The 16,810-nt window shown below is 55.4% G+C and carries 15 protein-coding genes; 8 read left to right on the forward strand and 7 right to left on the reverse strand.

Going from position 1 to position 16,810, the window contains the following annotated elements; translation table 11 throughout:
• The first annotated feature begins 227 nt into the window (after nt 1-227).
• Nucleotides 228-1,142, forward strand: coding sequence for an alpha/beta hydrolase (locus HV242_RS23265; protein ID WP_050737748.1), 915 nt, complete (start codon nt 228-230; stop codon nt 1,140-1,142).
• A 28-nt stretch (nt 1,143-1,170) separates the two neighbouring features.
• Here the strand turns inward: HV242_RS23265 and fabY are convergent, their stop codons facing one another.
• The 6 genes from fabY to HV242_RS23295 form a co-directional block, all read right to left on the reverse strand.
• Nucleotides 1,171-2,112, reverse strand: a complete 942-nt coding sequence (fabY, locus tag HV242_RS23270; RefSeq protein WP_020883976.1) for a fatty acid biosynthesis protein FabY — start codon at nt 2,110-2,112, stop codon at nt 1,171-1,173.
• Nucleotides 2,113-2,156: 44 nt separating this feature from the next.
• The gene (gene dtd, locus HV242_RS23275; RefSeq protein ID WP_050737749.1) at nt 2,157-2,594 is read right to left on the reverse strand and encodes a D-aminoacyl-tRNA deacylase; all 438 of its coding nucleotides are present in this window, start codon (nt 2,592-2,594) and stop codon (nt 2,157-2,159) included.
• Nucleotides 2,591-3,472 carry a virulence factor BrkB family protein gene (locus HV242_RS23280; protein ID WP_014172237.1) on the reverse strand — a complete coding sequence of 294 codons (882 nt, stop codon included), beginning with the start codon at nt 3,470-3,472 and terminating at the stop codon, nt 2,591-2,593. The genes dtd and HV242_RS23280 overlap by 4 nt, the downstream gene beginning before the upstream one ends.
• Nucleotides 3,466-4,065, reverse strand: coding sequence for a glucose-1-phosphatase (gene yihX / locus HV242_RS23285; RefSeq protein ID WP_014172238.1), 600 nt, complete (start codon nt 4,063-4,065; stop codon nt 3,466-3,468). The genes HV242_RS23280 and yihX overlap by 7 nt, the downstream gene beginning before the upstream one ends.
• Before the next feature lie 122 nt (nt 4,066-4,187).
• Nucleotides 4,188-4,988, reverse strand: coding sequence for a DeoR/GlpR family DNA-binding transcription regulator (locus HV242_RS23290; RefSeq protein ID WP_050737750.1), 801 nt, complete (start codon nt 4,986-4,988; stop codon nt 4,188-4,190).
• Between the two features lie 34 nt (nt 4,989-5,022).
• Nucleotides 5,023-5,919, reverse strand: a complete 897-nt coding sequence (locus tag HV242_RS23295) for a sugar kinase (RefSeq protein WP_050737751.1) — start codon at nt 5,917-5,919, stop codon at nt 5,023-5,025.
• A 155-nt stretch (nt 5,920-6,074) separates the two neighbouring features.
• Here HV242_RS23295 and yihU point away from each other — a divergent pair, with 155 nt between their 5' ends.
• From yihU to ompL, 7 genes are all read left to right on the forward strand, one after another.
• Nucleotides 6,075-6,965, forward strand: coding sequence for a sulfolactaldehyde 3-reductase (yihU, locus tag HV242_RS23300; RefSeq protein ID WP_050737752.1), 891 nt, complete (start codon nt 6,075-6,077; stop codon nt 6,963-6,965).
• 17 nt (nt 6,966-6,982) lie between these two features.
• Nucleotides 6,983-7,858 (forward strand): sulfofructosephosphate aldolase, encoded by an 876-nt coding sequence (yihT, locus tag HV242_RS23305; RefSeq protein ID WP_050737753.1) that lies wholly within the window; start codon nt 6,983-6,985, stop codon nt 7,856-7,858.
• 14 nt (nt 7,859-7,872) lie between these two features.
• Nucleotides 7,873-9,114 carry a sulfoquinovose isomerase gene (gene yihS, locus HV242_RS23310; protein WP_032680059.1) on the forward strand — a complete coding sequence of 414 codons (1,242 nt, stop codon included), beginning with the start codon at nt 7,873-7,875 and terminating at the stop codon, nt 9,112-9,114.
• 16 nt (nt 9,115-9,130) lie between these two features.
• Nucleotides 9,131-11,155 (forward strand): alpha-glucosidase, encoded by a 2,025-nt coding sequence (locus tag HV242_RS23315; protein WP_050737754.1) that lies wholly within the window; start codon nt 9,131-9,133, stop codon nt 11,153-11,155.
• A gap of 45 nt (nt 11,156-11,200) precedes the next feature.
• Nucleotides 11,201-12,583 (forward strand): MFS transporter, encoded by a 1,383-nt coding sequence (locus tag HV242_RS23320; RefSeq protein WP_050737755.1) that lies wholly within the window; start codon nt 11,201-11,203, stop codon nt 12,581-12,583.
• A gap of 43 nt (nt 12,584-12,626) precedes the next feature.
• On the forward strand, nt 12,627-14,051 hold the full coding sequence (locus HV242_RS23325) for an MFS transporter (RefSeq protein WP_050737756.1): 1,425 nt from the start codon (nt 12,627-12,629) through the stop codon (nt 14,049-14,051).
• A gap of 74 nt (nt 14,052-14,125) precedes the next feature.
• Nucleotides 14,126-14,812: a porin OmpL gene (gene ompL / locus HV242_RS23330; RefSeq protein ID WP_032680058.1), complete on the forward strand. Its 687-nt coding sequence runs from the start codon at nt 14,126-14,128 to the stop codon at nt 14,810-14,812.
• 83 nt (nt 14,813-14,895) lie between these two features.
• Here ompL and typA read toward each other — a convergent pair whose 3' ends face one another.
• Nucleotides 14,896-16,719, reverse strand: coding sequence for a ribosome-dependent GTPase TypA (gene typA, locus HV242_RS23335; protein WP_014172248.1), 1,824 nt, complete (start codon nt 16,717-16,719; stop codon nt 14,896-14,898).
• Between the last annotated feature and the right edge of the window lie 91 nt (nt 16,720-16,810).

The following is a 16,810-nucleotide window of genomic DNA, read 5'->3' on the forward strand; positions in this document are numbered from 1 at the left end:
CCTGTATCTGGTTGACTGAAACATCCTCGCCTTCCTCTCGCATATCTTCCAGCATCACTGTGCAGGCAAACTACACGTGCGTTATTCAGGACTAAAGCCAAATTTAATATCCATGTTTACTTTTGCGAGCCGCTTTCCAGAATCGTTTTCAGCCTCGTTTTCCCTGTTTCACTCGACAACAAACTGAGTTATAACACTGTATATTTATACAGATTAAAGGGACCCACATGGCACTCGAAAAAGGGATTGATACGCTGGTTCAGGCGTTCATCGCAGCAGGACGTCCTTCTGCGCGTAGCCAAAGTATTGATGACCGGAGAGCAGGCTATATTGCCAGCACGGCGCTTGCCGGTGAGACAGAAACGCGCGTTGACGTAGAAACGCTGAACCTCGAAGGCATCACATATCGCGTCTTCTCTCCGCCAGATGCTGCTGAAAAGCTGCCGACCGTTATCTACTACCACGGGGGATGCTTTATCAGCGGCGGCTTCGATACTCACGATAATCAACTGCGCCAGTTAGCGTTTTATGGCAACTGCCGCGTCATTGCGATCCAGTACAGACTTGCTCCTGAACATACCTACCCTGCCGCCCATGATGATGCAGAAAGAGGCGCACATCTGGTCTGGCAATACGCGGATATGTTTGGCGTGGATAAAAACCGTATCACCCTGTGCGGGGACAGCGCGGGAGGCCATCTGGCACTGGTGACGGCCCTGCGGCTCACGTCTTCCGGACTCTGGCAGCCGGCGCAGCTCATTCTTATCTACCCGATGCTGGATGCCACGGCCTCTTTTGAAAGCTATACCCGTAACGGCGCGGATTACGTCATTACCCGCGATACGCTGCTGAGCGGATATGAGCTCTATCTGGCCAACACGGAACGCCAGCATCCTGAAGCGAGCCCGCTCTGGCGAAAGGATTTTAGCGGCCTGCCTCCCGTGCACATCATTACTGCCGAGTTTGATCCGCTTTGCGACGAAGGTGAGGCGCTATATCAGCGCCTGACTGAGCAAGGCGTCACGTGTACGGCTCAGCGGTGGCTGGGGGTTATCCATGGATTTTTCCAGCTTGGCGGGGTCAGCCCGTCTGCGCGCGATCTTCTGAGGGATATTGCCAGACGGATCGGCGCGGGGAATTAGCCCGGCAATCATGCCGGGACGACGGAGCCTACTCTTCTTCGTTTCCACCCTCTTCAAACGCGCCAAACGGCTTCGCAGGAAGAACGATGTAGGTACCTTCAAAGACGGCACCCGGCGTTTCATCGCCGAACAGCTCAACGCGCATCTGTACGCGCGCTTTACGCCCGCGCGCCAGGCGGTCGAGATCGCCCCCAAGTGCGCCAAGATCGGCAACGGCGCTCGGCTTACCACTGATCGGCGCGCTGTAACGAATATGGGCATCGGCCAGAATAATGGTGCCGCCAAGATGGCGTTCGCGGAGCATCAGCCAGATTAGCCCCCAGCCGGTCAGCGTGGCGAGTGAAAACAGGCTGCCGGCAAACAGGGTGTGATGGGGGTTCTGATTGCCGATTTCCGGCATGGTGGTAATGAATTTTTGCCCGGTGTACTGCTGAATACGCACGCCCATTTTTTCACTCAGGGGGATGTGCTGATACCAGGCCTGCTGGAGCTGCCCACACCAGTCGGCGCGATGGAGAATATCATCCAGCGTAGCGATGGGTTTGATCATCAAAAAGTGACGAATCGGCGTGGTTTGCGGGGCGGTGATTTCACCCTGGTTAACAAAACCGAGTTTGGCGAAGAATTCGACGGCGTCTTCGCGGGCGCTACAGGTGACGCGTTTAACCCCTTCCTGACGGGCGACGGACTCAAGGGTCATCGCCATCAAGGTGCCGAGGCCTTTATCCTGCACGGAAGGATGAACCGCCATAAAGCGGATTGAAGCTTCGTTATCGGCATTGATGTACAAACGCCCGACGGCGACGAGGTTACCCTCTTCGTCCATCACCATCTGGTGATGAGCCATCGCATCCCAGGCGTCGCGCTCAGACCCTTTTGGCTGATGTAATGGCTTGCGTAACATTTCCCAGCGGAACTGGTAATAGGCTTCTAACTCTTCTTCCGTTTGCGGTACTCGAAGGTGATACATAGCTGTACTCTCTCTTGTTACCCGCGGCCACGCCGCCAGTTGGCTCATACCTGGAGCCAGAATGTGACGGGGCCATCGTTCACCAGCGATACCTGCATATCTGCAGCGAATCGTCCGGTTTGCGTATTCATGTCCTGTTGACGACAACGCGCCACAAAGTACTCGTAAAGGGCTTCTGCACGATCCGGTGCGGCACCTTTAGAGAAACCCGGGCGCATGCCGCGCTCGGTATCGGCCGCCAGCGTAAACTGGGAGACCACCAGCACGCTGCCACCCGCCTGCTGAACGTTCAGGTTCATCTTACCTTCCGCATCGCTGAAAATGCGGTAGCCCAGCACGCGCTCGCACAAGCGGTTGGCTTTCAGTTCGTCATCATCCTTTTCGACACCTAACAACACTAAAAGTCCTGGGCCAATTTCACCCGTCACCTCTCCCTCCACGGTGACGCTGGCACGGGTTACGCGCTGTATCAATGCAATCATGGTTGGTCTGCTTCTTGTTGTTTTTCAGCTTCTGCTGCTTTTTTAAGTTCGCGGTATACGCCGAGAGTGACAGTTATTTCGGCACCAAGCAAGACGATACACCAGGTCCAGTAGACCCAGACAAATAAAATGGGGATCACCGCCAGCACGCCATAAATCAGCTGATAAGACGGGAACATGGTGATGTAAAGGGCAAAACCTTTTTTGCCCAGTTCAAAGAGCAATGCCGCGACCAGCGCGCCCACGACCGCATCGCGGTTAGGCACGCGCGTGGTCGGTACCACGCTGTACAGCAGCCAGAAAGAGAGCCACGATAAAATCAGCGGGAAGATACGCAACAGGTTATCGATAACGCCGTTGAGATCGCTGGCCCAGCGCAGCGAAAGCAGATACGAACTGATAGCCAGACTCGCACCGGCCAGCAAGGGTCCCAGCGTTAAGATCATCCAGTACACCGCAAAGGAATAAACCTTGGGCCGCGCCTTTTTACTCCGCCAGATGGCATTCAGCGCGTTATCTATGGCGTACATCAATAACAGCGCCGTGACGATCAGGCCACACGCCCCGACCGCCGTCATTTTGCTTGAGTTAGCGACAAACTGTTCAATGTAGTTCTGTATGACATCCCCGGTGGCGGGAATAAAATTCGCAAAGACAAAGTGGCGAAGCTGCAGGCTGACATCTGCAAACATTGGAAAAGCGGAAAATAGCGCAAAAATGACGGCCACCAGCGGCACAAGCGAGAGCAATGACACGTAGGCGAGGTTACCCGCCAGCGTGGTCATGTTGTCCTCATCAATGCGATGCCAGAGCAGTTTCAGCCACGCCCTGAGCGGACGAGTATGATGCGTGGCTTTTTGATGAACGGTTTTTAGCATAACTGCTTCGCAAAATAGTTTGGTATCGTCTCCTTTCCGGTCACCAGAATTGACGTGATACCCAACTGGTTAGCTCCCTCTATATTATCGGCATTGTCGTCGAAAAAGACCGCATCGGCCGCGGTGAATCCTTCCGCCTGCAGAACCGCCTGATAGATACGCGCTTCGGGTTTACGCATCCCCATCTCCTGGGAGAGGTAGATTTTATCGGCCGCCGCCTGCACCTCAGGATACTCGTCAGGCCAGAACGTGGTATGCAGACGGTTAGTATTCGACAGCACCACAACCCGATGCCCCTGCTCGCGGAGTTTATGCATAATGGCGATCACGTCCGGGCGGATCGCGACGAATACTGCCTGCCAGCCATGGGAAAACTGCTCGTAACTTAACGGCACATCCATTTCATGACACAGACGTTCAGCAAATTCTTCATCGCTAATTTCGCCGCGCTCGTGCTGATGGAAGGTCTCGCCCATGGCGAAACTCTGCTTTAACGTCGCCAGCGGGACACGGCTAAAGTCGCTCCATGCGCCCAGCACCCGATTAAAATCGATATCGACGATTACATTTCCTAAGTCAAAGATATAAAGCATTTTTTATCTCCTGCTCGCCGTGGAAAAGTAACTGTAGCGGGAAAGATAAGGTTTGGCTATGCGCCAGATTCAGCTTACAGAAAGGAAAGGCCCGAGCCTGAATATCGGGCCATTAAGAAGGGTTAGCCTGCCTGCTGTTCGTCGCCTGAATTCACCTCAACGACTTCAACCTTGCTGGATTTGAGATGATTGTGCAGCGCAGATCCCGGTAGCTCATCGGTGAAGAGCGCGGTTGCCTGCGACACGTTACCAATTTCAACGGCAGCAGAGGCGTGGTATTTCGTATGATCGGCCGCCAGTAAAATATGTCGCGCGTGGGCCATCATGGTTTTCACCACGCTGGCTTCATTAACGTCAAACTCCATCATCGCGCCGTCGTGTTCAATTGCTCCGACGCTGGTCACCAGGTAATCGGCACGGAAGCCTGACACGAACGCCGTCGCTGCAGGCCCGATAATGCCTCCGTTATGCGGACGCAGCGTACCGCCAGGCACCATCACTTCAAAGCGCGGGTTCTTATACAGAATATGCGCCACCCGCAGGCTGTTGGTGATGATGCGCAGATGATGATGGTTGAGCAGCGCCCGGGCAACGTGCTCCACCGTCGTCCCGATAGTAATGAAGATGGTTGAACCATCGGGAATGTAGTCGGCAATCGCTTCGGCAATGGCCCGCTTCTCTTCGGTCAAGGAGACTTCACGTTGCTCAAACGCGGTGTTCACCACGCTGGATGCCCTGCCCGCGCCGCCATGATGACGCGTGATCAGCCCCTGCTCACTCAGCTTGCGGATATCCCGGCGCACGGTTTGCGTTGAGACGTCCAGCAGTTGCGCCAGTTCATCAATGTTCATATAGCCGCGGTCAGCAATCAACGTAAGCAGTTGATCGTGCCGCGGGTTGCCGGTCAGTTCGGTAAGGCTCATGGGCTGTCCTCTGAAAACCATCACGCCCCGCATTTTATACAAAAAGTGACAAAAAAGAGCGGGTTTGATCACAGTCAGGTATACCCGCCCGTCCTCCGGGCCGGGTACATTTCAGTGCCGCAACCGCACTCGCGAAACGTACCGCGTCTGGTGACGCCCCCTGCTGCGCCAGACTCACCGCCAGCGCGCCGTGAAAGACGTCCCCTGCACCTGTGGTATCCACCACGTCGACCGCAAATCCCGGCTGATGACGAAGCGCGCCCTGCTCCAGCCAGTAACACCCTTCACGCCCTTGCGTGACGTAGACATGTCCATTTGTGAGCGTTTGTGCTTTTCTCAGCGCGCTTTCCGTGTCGTCCAGCTGGCTTAAACGCCGCAAACCCGGCGCGGAGAAGGCCGCGTGATCGCTTAAGGCAACCAGCTCAGCAATATCCTGCGGGGTGACATCGGCATCAAGCAGCGTGCTGACACCCTGCTGGCGGGCAAGGGTGAACGCCTGTTTAGTCCCTTCGTGCCAGCGCACGTCGGCTAATACGATATCCCATTGCGAAAAATCGATATCCTGCAACCATGCCGCTGTAGTCGGGAGATCGGGGCTGGGGTAGTTAGCAATGACACGCTCCCCGTGGCCATCCACCAGCACGGCCGATTGCGATGAACGGGCTCCTTTCACCATCCGCGTATAGCGCGTGTTTACCCCCAGGGACTCCAGTTCCGCGAGCAGTCTTCTGCCGGTATCGTCATCACCCACCCGGCCAATAAAGTCCACCTCAGCCCCCAGTTTCGCTGCCGCCACCGCCGCAGTCGCCGCAGGACCGCCGCCCACCTCCGTATAGTCTTTTGCGACATATTTGCCACCTTCTTTCGGTAAATCATCGAGATACCAGATGCGATCCAGCACGGTAATGCCGACACAAACGATGCGAGTCATGGTGATTCCTTCTGCGTTTTCTGATGCTCTCATTTTAATTTCACGAAATGTTTAAAAAGTGACCCCTGTCAATTTTTTGACTATAAATTACAAATACGATCAAAAACAGACAACACAAACGCTCAATAATTGACACGATGTGACAGGAGAGAAGCATGTCAGCAATTGCCTTTATCGGGTTAGGACAGATGGGTGCGCCCATGGCAACGAATCTGCTTAAACAGGGCCACCAGCTTCACGTTTTTGATGTAAACCCGCAGGCGATACAGGCTCTGGTGGCGCGTGGAGCCCGGGCTGCAGCCACGCCTGCACAGGCAGTAAAGGAGGCCGAATTTGTCATCACCATGCTGCCAAACGGAGACCTGGTTCGCACAGTCTTGTTTGGTGAGCAGGGCGTCTGCGAAGGGTTATCCCGCGAAGCGCTGGTCATTGATATGTCCACCATTCACCCGCTACAGACCGATGCCCTGATCCGCGACATGGCTGAACGTGGTTTCAGCATGATGGATGTGCCTGTCGGACGCACATCGGACCATGCCGTCGCCGGAACATTACTCCTTCTGGCTGGCGGCAGCGCGCAGCAGGTTGAACGAGCCACGCCGGTGTTGATAGCGATGGGCAATGAACTGATAAACGCAGGTGGGCCAGGCATGGGCATCCGCGTGAAGCTTATTAACAACTACATGAGCATTGCCCTGAACGCGCTGTCCGCTGAAGCCGCCGTGCTGTGTGAAGCCCTCGGCCTCTCTTTCGATGTGGCGCTCAGCGTTATGAGCGGTACGCCAGCAGGCAAAGGCCACTTCACCACCTCATGGCCTAACAAGGTGCTCAAAGGCGATCTTACACCGGCCTTTATGATCGACCTCGCGCATAAAGATCTGGGGATCGCGCTGGACGTGGCAAACCAGCTCCACGTCCCGATGCCGCTGGGCGCAGCCTCCCGTGAAGTCTACAACCAGGCGCGAGCCGCCGGACGCGGGCGCGAAGACTGGACAGCCATTCTTGAACAGGTTCGCGCATCCGCCGGGCTGAAAAAAACACACTGATACGAAAGGACTGAGGAATGACGATGTACACCCTGAAAGATATCACCCGACCTTCCGGCGGTTTTGCGATGCTGGCCGTTGACCAGCGCGAAGCGATGCGCCTGATGTTTGCTGCGGCGGGCGCACCGGTGCCGGTCACCGATCGGCATCTCACCGACTTTAAGGTCAACGCGGCCAAAATTCTGTCGCCGTATGCCTCCGCCATTCTTGTCGATCAGCAGTTTTGCTACCAGCAGATCGTTGAGCAAAAGGCCGTTGCCAAAAGCTGCGCGATGATTGTGGCAGCAGACGAATTTATTCCGGGAAACGGGATCCCCGTTGACAGCGTCGTCATCGATAAAAACGTTGATGCTCAGGCGGTCAGGCGCGATGGCGGTAAAGCGCTGAAGCTATTGGTGCTGTGGCGTAGCGACGAAGATCCGCAGCAGCGTCTGGAGATGGTGAAGGCGTTCAATCAGCTGTGCCATAACAATGGACTGCTCAGCATTATTGAGCCGGTAGTCCGCCCGCCGCGTCGCGGCGCGACGTTTAATCGTGAACAGGCCATTATCGACGCGGCAAAAGAGCTGGGAGACAGCGGAGCTGATCTCTACAAAGTGGAGATGCCTCTGTTCGGCAAAGGCTCTCAGCAGGAATTGCTGACTGCCTCGCAAAAACTGAACGAGAACATCGCCATGCCGTGGGTGATCCTCTCATCCGGCGTGGACGATAAGTTGTTCCCAAGGGCGGTGAGTGTTGCGATGCAGGCGGGTGCATCCGGCTTTTTAGCCGGCCGCGCCGTCTGGTCATCAGTGATTGGCCTGCCGGACACGGAACTGATGCTCCGTGATATTTCTGTGCCGAAACTGCAGCGTTTGGGTGAGATCGTCGACGAAATGATGGCTCGCCGTTAAGAAAGGACCCGAACATGAAATGGTTTAACACCCTGAGCCATAACCGCTGGCTTGAACAAGAGACTGACCGCATTCTCGATTTCGGTAAAAACGCCGCCGTGCCGACCGGCTTTGGCTGGCTGGGCAATAACGGTCAGGTGCGCAGCGATATGGGCACGCATCTGTGGATCACCGCCCGTATGCTGCACGTTTATGCCGTGGCGGCAAACATGGGGCGTCCCGGCGCATATGCCCTGGTGGAGCATGGCATCAACGCCCTGAATGGTCCGCTGCGTGACCCGCAATATGGCGGCTGGTACGCCTGTATTAACGATGGAGGCGTTATGGATGCCTCCAAGCAGGGCTATCAGCACTTCTTTGTTTTGCTGGGCGCAGCCAGCGCCGTCACCACCGGCCATCCACAGGCTCGCAAGTTACTAGACGATGCCATTGAGGTGATTGAGCGTTATTTCTGGAGCGAACAGGAACAGATGTGCCTGGAATCCTGGGATGAGGCCTTCAGCAAAACCGAAGAGTACCGTGGCGGCAACGCCAATATGCACGCTGTCGAAGCCTTCCTGATTGTGTATGACGTGACGCATGACCGTAAATGGCTCGACCGCGCCCTGCGCATTGCCTCGGTGATCATTCACGACGTGGCACGCAAGGGCGAGTACCGGGTTAATGAGCATTTCGATACACAGTGGAACCCCATCCGCGATTACAACATTGATAACCCCGCTCACCGTTTTCGCGCCTACGGCGGTACGCCAGGCCACTGGATCGAGTGGGGCCGCCTGATGCTGCACCTGCGCGCTGCGCTGGAAGCGCGTTTTGAAACACCACCCGCATGGCTGCTGGAAGATGCAAAAGGGTTGTTCCACGCCACAATCCGCGACGCCTGGGCACCCGATGGTGCCGACGGTTTTGTCTATTCCGTTGGCTGGGACGGTAAACCCATCGTTCGCGAGCGCGTGCGCTGGCCGATTGTCGAAGCGATGGGAACGGCCTATGCGCTCTATACCGTCACCGGCGAGGCGCAGTACGAAGCCTGGTATCAGAAATGGTGGGATTACTGCATCAAATACCTGATCGACTACGAGAACGGTTCATGGTGGCAGGAGCTGGATATCCATAACGAAGTGACCACCAAAGTCTGGGACGGCAAGCAGGATATTTATCATCTGCTGCATTGCCTGGTGATCCCTCGCTTACCGCTGGCGCCAGGGTTAGCCCCGGCCGTTGCCGCCGGATTACTGGATAGCCAGGCCAAATAATAAAAACGGAGATCTTATGCGTACCCTACACAATATTATTCTTAAAAGCAGTGAACATGGTTTCACCCTGAGCTGGCAGGATCGTCTGATTCTGTCCCACACCGCCGACACCCCGTGCCTGTGGATCGGCGCAGGTGAAGCCGATATCGAGATGTTTCGCGGCAACTTCAGCATCAAAGACAAACTTAATGAAAAAATTGCCCTGACCGAGGCCACCGTCGCGCCGCAAAATGCGGGCTGGGCGATTCGCTTTACCCGGGGTGACGCCGTCAGCGCCACGCTACTGGTGGGTGTGGATGCCGAAGGACGCCTGGAGCTGAAACTCAAAAATGATGCCACCTGCCATAACCGCATCTGGCTGCGGCTGGCGGCCCAGCCCGAGGATCATATCTATGGTTGCGGAGAGCAGTTCTCCTACTTCGACCTGCGCGGCAAGCCGTTCCCGTTGTGGACCAGCGAGCAGGGCGTGGGCCGTAATAAGCAGACCTACGTCACCTGGCAGGCAGACTGCAAAGAGAACGCGGGCGGCGATTACTACTGGACCTTCTTCCCGCAACCCACCTTTGTGAGTACCCAGAAGTACTACTGCCACGTGGATAACAGCTGTTATATGAATTTCGACTTCAGCGCGCCGGGGTTCCACGAGCTGGCCTTCTGGGAGGATAACGCCACGCTGCGCTTCGAATGCGCGCAATCGTATGTCGATCTGCTGGAAAAACTGACCGGGTTACTGGGTCGTCAGCCCGAACTGCCGGACTGGGTTTACGACGGGGTAACGCTGGGCGTTCAGGGCGGCACCGACGTGTGCCAGCAAAAGCTCGACACCATGCGCAACGGCGGAGTGAAGGTGAACGGTATCTGGGCGCAGGACTGGTCCGGCATCCGGATGACCTCCTTTGGCAAACGCGTGATGTGGAACTGGAAGTGGAACAGCGATCTGTATCCGCAGCTGGATACACGTATCCCGCAGTGGAAGCAGGAAGGCGTGCAGTTCCTCTCCTATATCAACCCTTACGTGGCCAGCGACAGAGACCTCTGTGAAGAGGCGGCGAAACGCGGCTATCTGACCAAAAACGCCGACGGGCAGGACTATCACGTCGAGTTCGGCGAGTTCTACGCGGGCGTTATCGACCTGACGAATCCGGAAGCCTACGACTGGTACAAAGAGGTCATCAAAAAGAACCTGATAGCGCTGGGCTGTGGCGGCTGGATGGCTGATTTTGGTGAATATTTGCCGACTGATACCTTCCTGCACAACGGCGTGAGCGCGGAAATCATGCACAACGCCTGGCCTGCGCTATGGGCGAAATGTAACTACGAGGCGCTGGAAGAGACCGGCAAGCTCGGCGAGATCCTGTTCTTTATGCGCGCGGGTTATACCGGCAGCCAGAAACACTCGGTGATGATGTGGGCCGGCGATCAGAACGTCGACTGGAGCCTGGACGACGGTCTGGCGTCAGTGGTTCCTGCGGCACTCTCACTGGCAATGACCGGGCACGGGCTGCATCACAGCGACATCGGCGGTTATACCACGCTGTTTGAGATGAAACGCAGCAAAGAGCTGCTGCTGCGCTGGTGCGACTTCAGCGCCTTCACACCGATGATGCGTACCCACGAGGGCAACCGCCCTGGCGATAACTGGCAGTTTGATGGCGACGGCGAAACCATCGCCCACTTTGCGCGTATGACGACCGTCTTCACTACCCTGAAGCCCTACATCAAAGCCGCCGTTGCGCAGAACGCGAAAAGCGGCCTGCCGGTGATGCGTCCGCTGTTCCTGCATTACGAAAACGATGCGCGCAGCTACACGCTGAAATACCAGTATCTGTTTGGCCGCGATCTGCTGGTGGCACCGGTCCATGAAGAAGGCCGTCGTGACTGGACGCTCTATTTGCCTGAGGACACCTGGGTGAATGCCTGGACGGGTGAAACGCATGAGGGCGGTGACATCACCGTTGACGCTCCGCTCGGCAAACCGCCGGTGTTTTATCGCCAGCAAAGCGAATGGGCAGACCTGTTTAGCACCTTACGTCATATCTGATAAGGCTCGCCCGCGGGGAAACCTGCGGGCAGATGGAGAACAATAATGCGTCAACACGCTTCCGATCCGGCAACGCTACGCCTGCCGTTTAAAGAGAAACTCGCCTACGGGATGGGCGATCTCGGCTCTAACATCCTTCTGGATATCGGCACGTTGTATCTGCTGAAGTTCTACACCGACGTTCTTGGCCTGCCTGGTACCTACGGCGGGATCATCTTCCTGATTGCCAAGTTCTTCACCGCCTTCACCGATATGGGCACGGGTATCATACTCGATTCCCGACGCAAGATCGGTCCTAAGGGCAAATTCCGCCCGTTCGTGCTGTATGCGGCGTTCCCGGTGACGTTACTGGCCATCGCAAACTTTGTCGGCACGCCGTTTGAAATCACCGGCAAAACGGTGATGGCGACCGTGCTGTTCATGCTTTACGGCCTGTTCTTCAGCATGATGAACTGCTCCTACGGTGCGATGGTGCCGGCCATTACCAAAAACCCGGACGAGCGCGCTTCGCTGGCCGCCTGGCGTCAGGGCGGCGCCACGCTTGGCCTGCTGCTCTGTACCGTCGGGTTTGTGCCGGTAATGAACCTGATTGAAGGCAATGACCAGCTTGGGTATATCTTTGCCGCGACCCTCTTCTCTCTGTTCGGGCTGTTCTTTATGTGGTGGTGCTATAAGGGCGTGACCGAGCGTTACGTTGAGATGCAGCCCGCCAATCCAGCCCAGAAGCCCGGCCTGCTGCAGTCGTTTCGCGCCATCGCCGGTAACCGACCGCTGTTTATTCTCTGCATCGCCAATCTGTGCACGCTGGGGGCCTTTAACGTCAAGCTCGCCATTCAGGTTTACTACACGCAGTACGTGCTGAACGACCCTATTCTGTTGTCCTACATGGGCTTTTTCAGCATGGGCTGCATTTTTATCGGCGTCTTTATGATGCCCGGCGCGGTGCGTCGCTTCGGCAAGAAAAAGGTCTATATCAGCGGGCTGCTGATTTGGGTGGCAGGCGACCTGCTCAACTACTTCTTTGGCGGTGGTTCGGTGAGCTTTGTGGCGTTCTCCTGTCTGGCCTTCTTCGGCTCAGCCTTTGTGAACAGCCTCAACTGGGCGCTGGTGTCCGATACCGTGGAGTACGGCGAGTGGCGTACCGGCGTGCGATCCGAAGGGACGGTCTATACCGGCTTTACCTTCTTCCGGAAGGTCTCACAGGCGCTGGCCGGCTTCTTCCCCGGCATCATGCTCACGCAAATCGGCTATGTGCCAAACGTGGTGCAATCCGCCGGAACGGTTGAAGGGCTGCGGCAACTGATATTTATCTACCCCAGTCTGCTGGCCGTCATCACCATCGTGGCGATGGGCTGTTTCTACAACCTCAACGAGAAGATGTATGTGCGCATCGTGGAAGAAATTGAACTGCGCAAACGTACAGCATAACTGACTTGAGAGAGCGCCCTGCGGGGCGCTGTGAGGATCGACCATGACACACAAGAGTGATCCGTTAATCCTGAAGCTGAGCCTGCGCGAAAAGTGCGCCTACGGGATGGGCGATTTTGGCTCTAACCTGATGCTCTGTATTGGCACGCTGTATCTGCTGAAGTTTTATACTGATGAACTGGGCATGCCCGCTTTTTATGGCGGCATTATTTTCCTGGTGGCGAAGTTCTTTACCGCATTCACCGACATGCTGACCGGGGTGTTGCTGGATTCGCGGCGTAACATCGGTGCCAGAGGCAAATTCAGGCCGTTTATTCTTTATGCCTCGGTGCCGGTTGCCCTGGTGGCCACGGCGCAGTTTGTGGCCACCGATTTTAGCCTGACGGTGAAAACCGCTATTGCCACCCTGCTCTTCATGATGTTTGGCCTCTGTTATAGCCTGATGAACTGCTCTTACGGCGCGATGGTTCCCGCCATCACTAAAAATCCGAACGAGCGGGCGCAGCTTGCGGCCTGGCGCCAGGGCGGCGCAACGGTTGGTTTATTGCTCTGTACCGTGGGGTTTATGCCAATCCAGGCGCTGTTTGTCAGCCAGCCCTCTCTCGGCTATCTGGTGGCCGCACTGGTGTTCGTCACCGGCGGTCTGTTCTGCATGTGGTGGTGCTACAGCGGTGTGAAAGAGCGCTATGTGGAGGTTACGCCCGATCATCATAAGCCCGGCATCCTGAAATCCTTCTGTGCCATTTTCCGCAACCCGCCGTTGCTGGTGTTGTGTATCGCCAACCTCTGCACCCTCGCTGCGTTTAATATCAAACTGGCGATTCAGGTCTACTACACCCAGTACGTGCTAAACGATCTGCATCTGCTGTCGTGGATGGGTTTTTTCAGTATGGGCTGCATTCTGGTTGGCGTGTTTCTGGTGCCTGGCGCGGTTAAGCGCTTCGGCAAGAAGCCGGTCTACCTTGGCGGGCTGACGCTGTGGGCCGTGGGCGACGTGATGAACTTCCTCTGGGGAACCAGCTCCCTGCTCTTTGTGCTCTTTTCCTGCATGGCCTTTTTCGGTACGGCATTCGTAAACAGCCTCAACTGGGCGCTGGTGCCCGATACCGTGGATTATGGCGAGTGGAAAACAGGCATTCGCGCCGAAGGGTCGGTTTATACCGGTTATACCTTCTCGCGCAAAATCTCCGCCGCCCTCGCCGGTTTCCTGCCGGGCATTATGTTGACGCAGATTGGCTACATTCCACATGCCGTGCAGAGTCCGGGCACGCTACTGGGGCTCCGTCAGCTAATTTTTCTCTGGCCGTGCGGCCTGGCGATCGTTGCCGCGATAACCATGGGACTCTTTTATAAACTCAACGAAGCACGCTTCGCCTTTATTATTGAGGAGATTGGAAAACGGAAAAAACAACCCGCAAAACCCCCTGAGTTAACCACCAACAATAAAGCGTCAGCAGTCACTTTATAACAATAAATCCGGCCCTGATTCCCTTCCTGTGTAACAGGAGGGGGGCCTTTCTGTACCTCATACATGGACTGATTATGAAAAGAATCGTTACTGCACTGGTTGTGTCGTCTGTGTCCTGCTCGGCAGTTGCCAGCGCCTATGTCGAAACGCGCGAAGCCTATAATACGGCCTCTGAACTGCACGAAGTGATCCTGCGTGCCGGCTATAACTTCGATAACGGCGCGGGGCTGATGTTCACTAACGCCTATAACGTGGGCAAATGGGACGAACTTAAGCACAGCTATAACGAAATTGAAGGGTGGTATCCGCTTTTTAAACCGACCGATAAACTCACCTTTCAGCCTGGCGGTTTACTGAATGACAGCAGCGCCGGGTCCGGAGGCGCTATCTATCTGGATACCAATTATAAATTTCTCGACTGGTTTAACCTGACCTTCCGTTATCGCTATAACCACAACAATTACGATACGCCGGACTACAATGGCCAGATGGATAAAAACGACACCCACGAATTCGCTAACTACTGGAATTTCAAGGTCACGGATGCGTTTTTCTATACCTTTGAACCGCATTTTTTCCAGCGCGTGAACGATTACCACAGCAAAAATGGCAAAGACCATCACTGGGAAATCACCCACAAATTTAGCTATAAAATCGATAAAAACTGGCTGCCCTATCTCGAGCTTCAGTGGCTGGACAGATGGAATGATTACAACCGCGAGCAGTACCGTATCCGCCTGGGGTTAAGGTATTCGTTCTGATAATAAAAAAAGCCGCTGATCGCTCAGCGGCTTTTTACGTGCCGGGTGGCGCATGCGCTTACCCGGCCTACGGATTGACCGTATTACTCTTCTTTCGCACCGCGCATTGCACGTTTACGATCGTTCTCGGTCAGGTGACGTTTACGGATACGGATAGACAGTGGGGTCACTTCTACCAGTTCGTCGTCATCGATGAACTCCAGAGCTTGCTCCAGGGTCATCTTGATCGGTGGAACCAGAACCGTTGCTTCGTCAGTACCGGACGCACGCATGTTGGTCAGTTTCTTACCGGTCAGGCAGTTTACAGTCAGGTCGTTAGAACGACTGTGAATACCGATGATCTGGCCTTCATAAACTTCAGCACCGTGACCCAGGAACAGCTTACCGCGATCCTGCAGACCGAACAGCGCAAACGCAACCGCTTTACCCTGACCGTTGGAGATCAGAACGCCGTTGTTACGCTGACCAACTTCACCCGGACGCACGTCGTCGTAGTGGCTGAAGGTGGAGTACAGCAGACCGGTACCGGACGTCATGGTCATGAACTCTGAACGGAAACCGATCAGACCACGGCTTGGGATCACGTAGTCGAGACGTACGCGGCCTTTGCCATCTGGATTCATGTTTTTCAGGTCGCCTTTACGCTCACCCAGAGCCTGCATAACAGAACCCTGATGCTGCTCTTCAACGTCCAGCGTTACGTTCTCGAACGGCTCTTGTTTACGGCCGTCGATTTCGCGGAAGATAACTTTCGGACGGGAAACCGCCATTTCGAAACCTTCACGACGCATGTTTTCGATCAGAACAGACAGGTGCAGCTCACCACGACCAGAAACGCGGAATGCGTCAGCATCCTGAGTTTCTTCAACGCGCAGCGCAACGTTGTGCACCAGCTCTTTGTTCAGGCGGTCAAGGATCTGACGAGAGGTAACGAATTTACCTTCTTTGCCACAGAACGGAGAGGTGTTGACGTTGAAGAACATGGTTACCGTTGGTTCATCAACGGACAGGGCTGGCAGCGCTTCCACATTCTGCGGGTCGCAGATGGTGTCAGAGATGTTCAGCTCGCCCAGACCGGTAATCGCGATGATGTCGCCCGCTTCAGCCAGTTCGCTGTCGATACGCTCCAGACCCAGGTGAGTCAGCACTTTGCCCACTTTACCGTTACGGGTTTTGCCTTCGCTATCGATGATAGTAACCTGCTGGTTCGGCTTCACTTTACCGCGTTTGATGCGGCCGATACCGATAACGCCAACGTAGTTGTTGTAGTCCAGCTGGGAGATCTGCATCTGCAGCGGACCATCAAGATCAACATCCGGAGCCGGTACGTGATCGACAATCGCCTGATACAGCGGAGTCATGTCTTCCGCCATATTTTCGTGATCCAGACCCGCGATACCATTCAGCGCCGAAGCGTAAATGATAGGGAAGTCCAGCTGCTCGTCGGTCGCGTCGAGGTTAACGAACAGGTCGAACACCTGATCAACAACCCAGTCAGGACGCGCGCCCGGACGGTCAACCTTGTTGATAACAACAATAGGTTTCAGGCCATGGGCAAATGCTTTTTTGGTCACGAAGCGCGTTTGCGGCATTGGGCCGTCAAATGCGTCAACCACCAGCAGCACGGAATCCACCATGGACATCACGCGCTCAACTTCACCACCGAAGTCGGCGTGCCCTGGGGTATCAACGATGTTGATACGGTAGTCATTCCATTTGATAGCGGTGTTTTTCGCGAGGATAGTAATCCCACGCTCTTTCTCCAAATCGTTGGAGTCCATCACACGCTCTTGAGTTTCGGCACGAGCATCAAACGTACCGGACTGCTGCAGCAGCTTATCAACCAGGGTGGTTTTACCATGGTCGACGTGCGCGATGATGGCGATGTTACGCAAATTTTCGATCACAACTTTGCCTCAGGCATTAGAAATAGCGCGTTATTGTACACGGATTAATCGCACTACAAAACAGGATCACAAACATCCCCCGCAAACAAGT

This window comes from Enterobacter sp. RHBSTW-00593 (assembly GCF_013784105.1).
In the GTDB taxonomy this organism is placed as follows: Bacteria; Pseudomonadota; Gammaproteobacteria; order Enterobacterales; family Enterobacteriaceae; genus Enterobacter; species Enterobacter ludwigii.

What these genes read in the sequence shown, in the direction of transcription:
- HV242_RS23265 (WP_050737748.1), top strand. Translation starts at nt 228, where the DNA reads ATGGCACTCGAAAAAGGGATTGATACGCTGGTTCAGGCGTTCATCGCA.
- fabY (WP_020883976.1), bottom strand. Translation starts at nt 2,112, where the DNA reads ATGTATCACCTTCGAGTACCGCAAACGGAAGAAGAGTTAGAAGCCTAT.
- dtd (WP_050737749.1), bottom strand. Translation starts at nt 2,594, where the DNA reads ATGATTGCATTGATACAGCGCGTAACCCGTGCCAGCGTCACCGTGGAG.
- HV242_RS23280 (WP_014172237.1), bottom strand. Translation starts at nt 3,472, where the DNA reads ATGCTAAAAACCGTTCATCAAAAAGCCACGCATCATACTCGTCCGCTC.
- yihX (WP_014172238.1), bottom strand. Translation starts at nt 4,065, where the DNA reads ATGCTTTATATCTTTGACTTAGGAAATGTAATCGTCGATATCGATTTT.
- HV242_RS23290 (WP_050737750.1), bottom strand. Translation starts at nt 4,988, where the DNA reads ATGAGCCTTACCGAACTGACCGGCAACCCGCGGCACGATCAACTGCTT.
- HV242_RS23295 (WP_050737751.1), bottom strand. Translation starts at nt 5,919, where the DNA reads ATGACTCGCATCGTTTGTGTCGGCATTACCGTGCTGGATCGCATCTGG.
- yihU (WP_050737752.1), top strand. Translation starts at nt 6,075, where the DNA reads ATGTCAGCAATTGCCTTTATCGGGTTAGGACAGATGGGTGCGCCCATG.
- yihT (WP_050737753.1), top strand. Translation starts at nt 6,983, where the DNA reads ATGACGATGTACACCCTGAAAGATATCACCCGACCTTCCGGCGGTTTT.
- yihS (WP_032680059.1), top strand. Translation starts at nt 7,873, where the DNA reads ATGAAATGGTTTAACACCCTGAGCCATAACCGCTGGCTTGAACAAGAG.
- HV242_RS23315 (WP_050737754.1), top strand. Translation starts at nt 9,131, where the DNA reads ATGCGTACCCTACACAATATTATTCTTAAAAGCAGTGAACATGGTTTC.
- HV242_RS23320 (WP_050737755.1), top strand. Translation starts at nt 11,201, where the DNA reads ATGCGTCAACACGCTTCCGATCCGGCAACGCTACGCCTGCCGTTTAAA.
- HV242_RS23325 (WP_050737756.1), top strand. Translation starts at nt 12,627, where the DNA reads ATGACACACAAGAGTGATCCGTTAATCCTGAAGCTGAGCCTGCGCGAA.
- ompL (WP_032680058.1), top strand. Translation starts at nt 14,126, where the DNA reads ATGAAAAGAATCGTTACTGCACTGGTTGTGTCGTCTGTGTCCTGCTCG.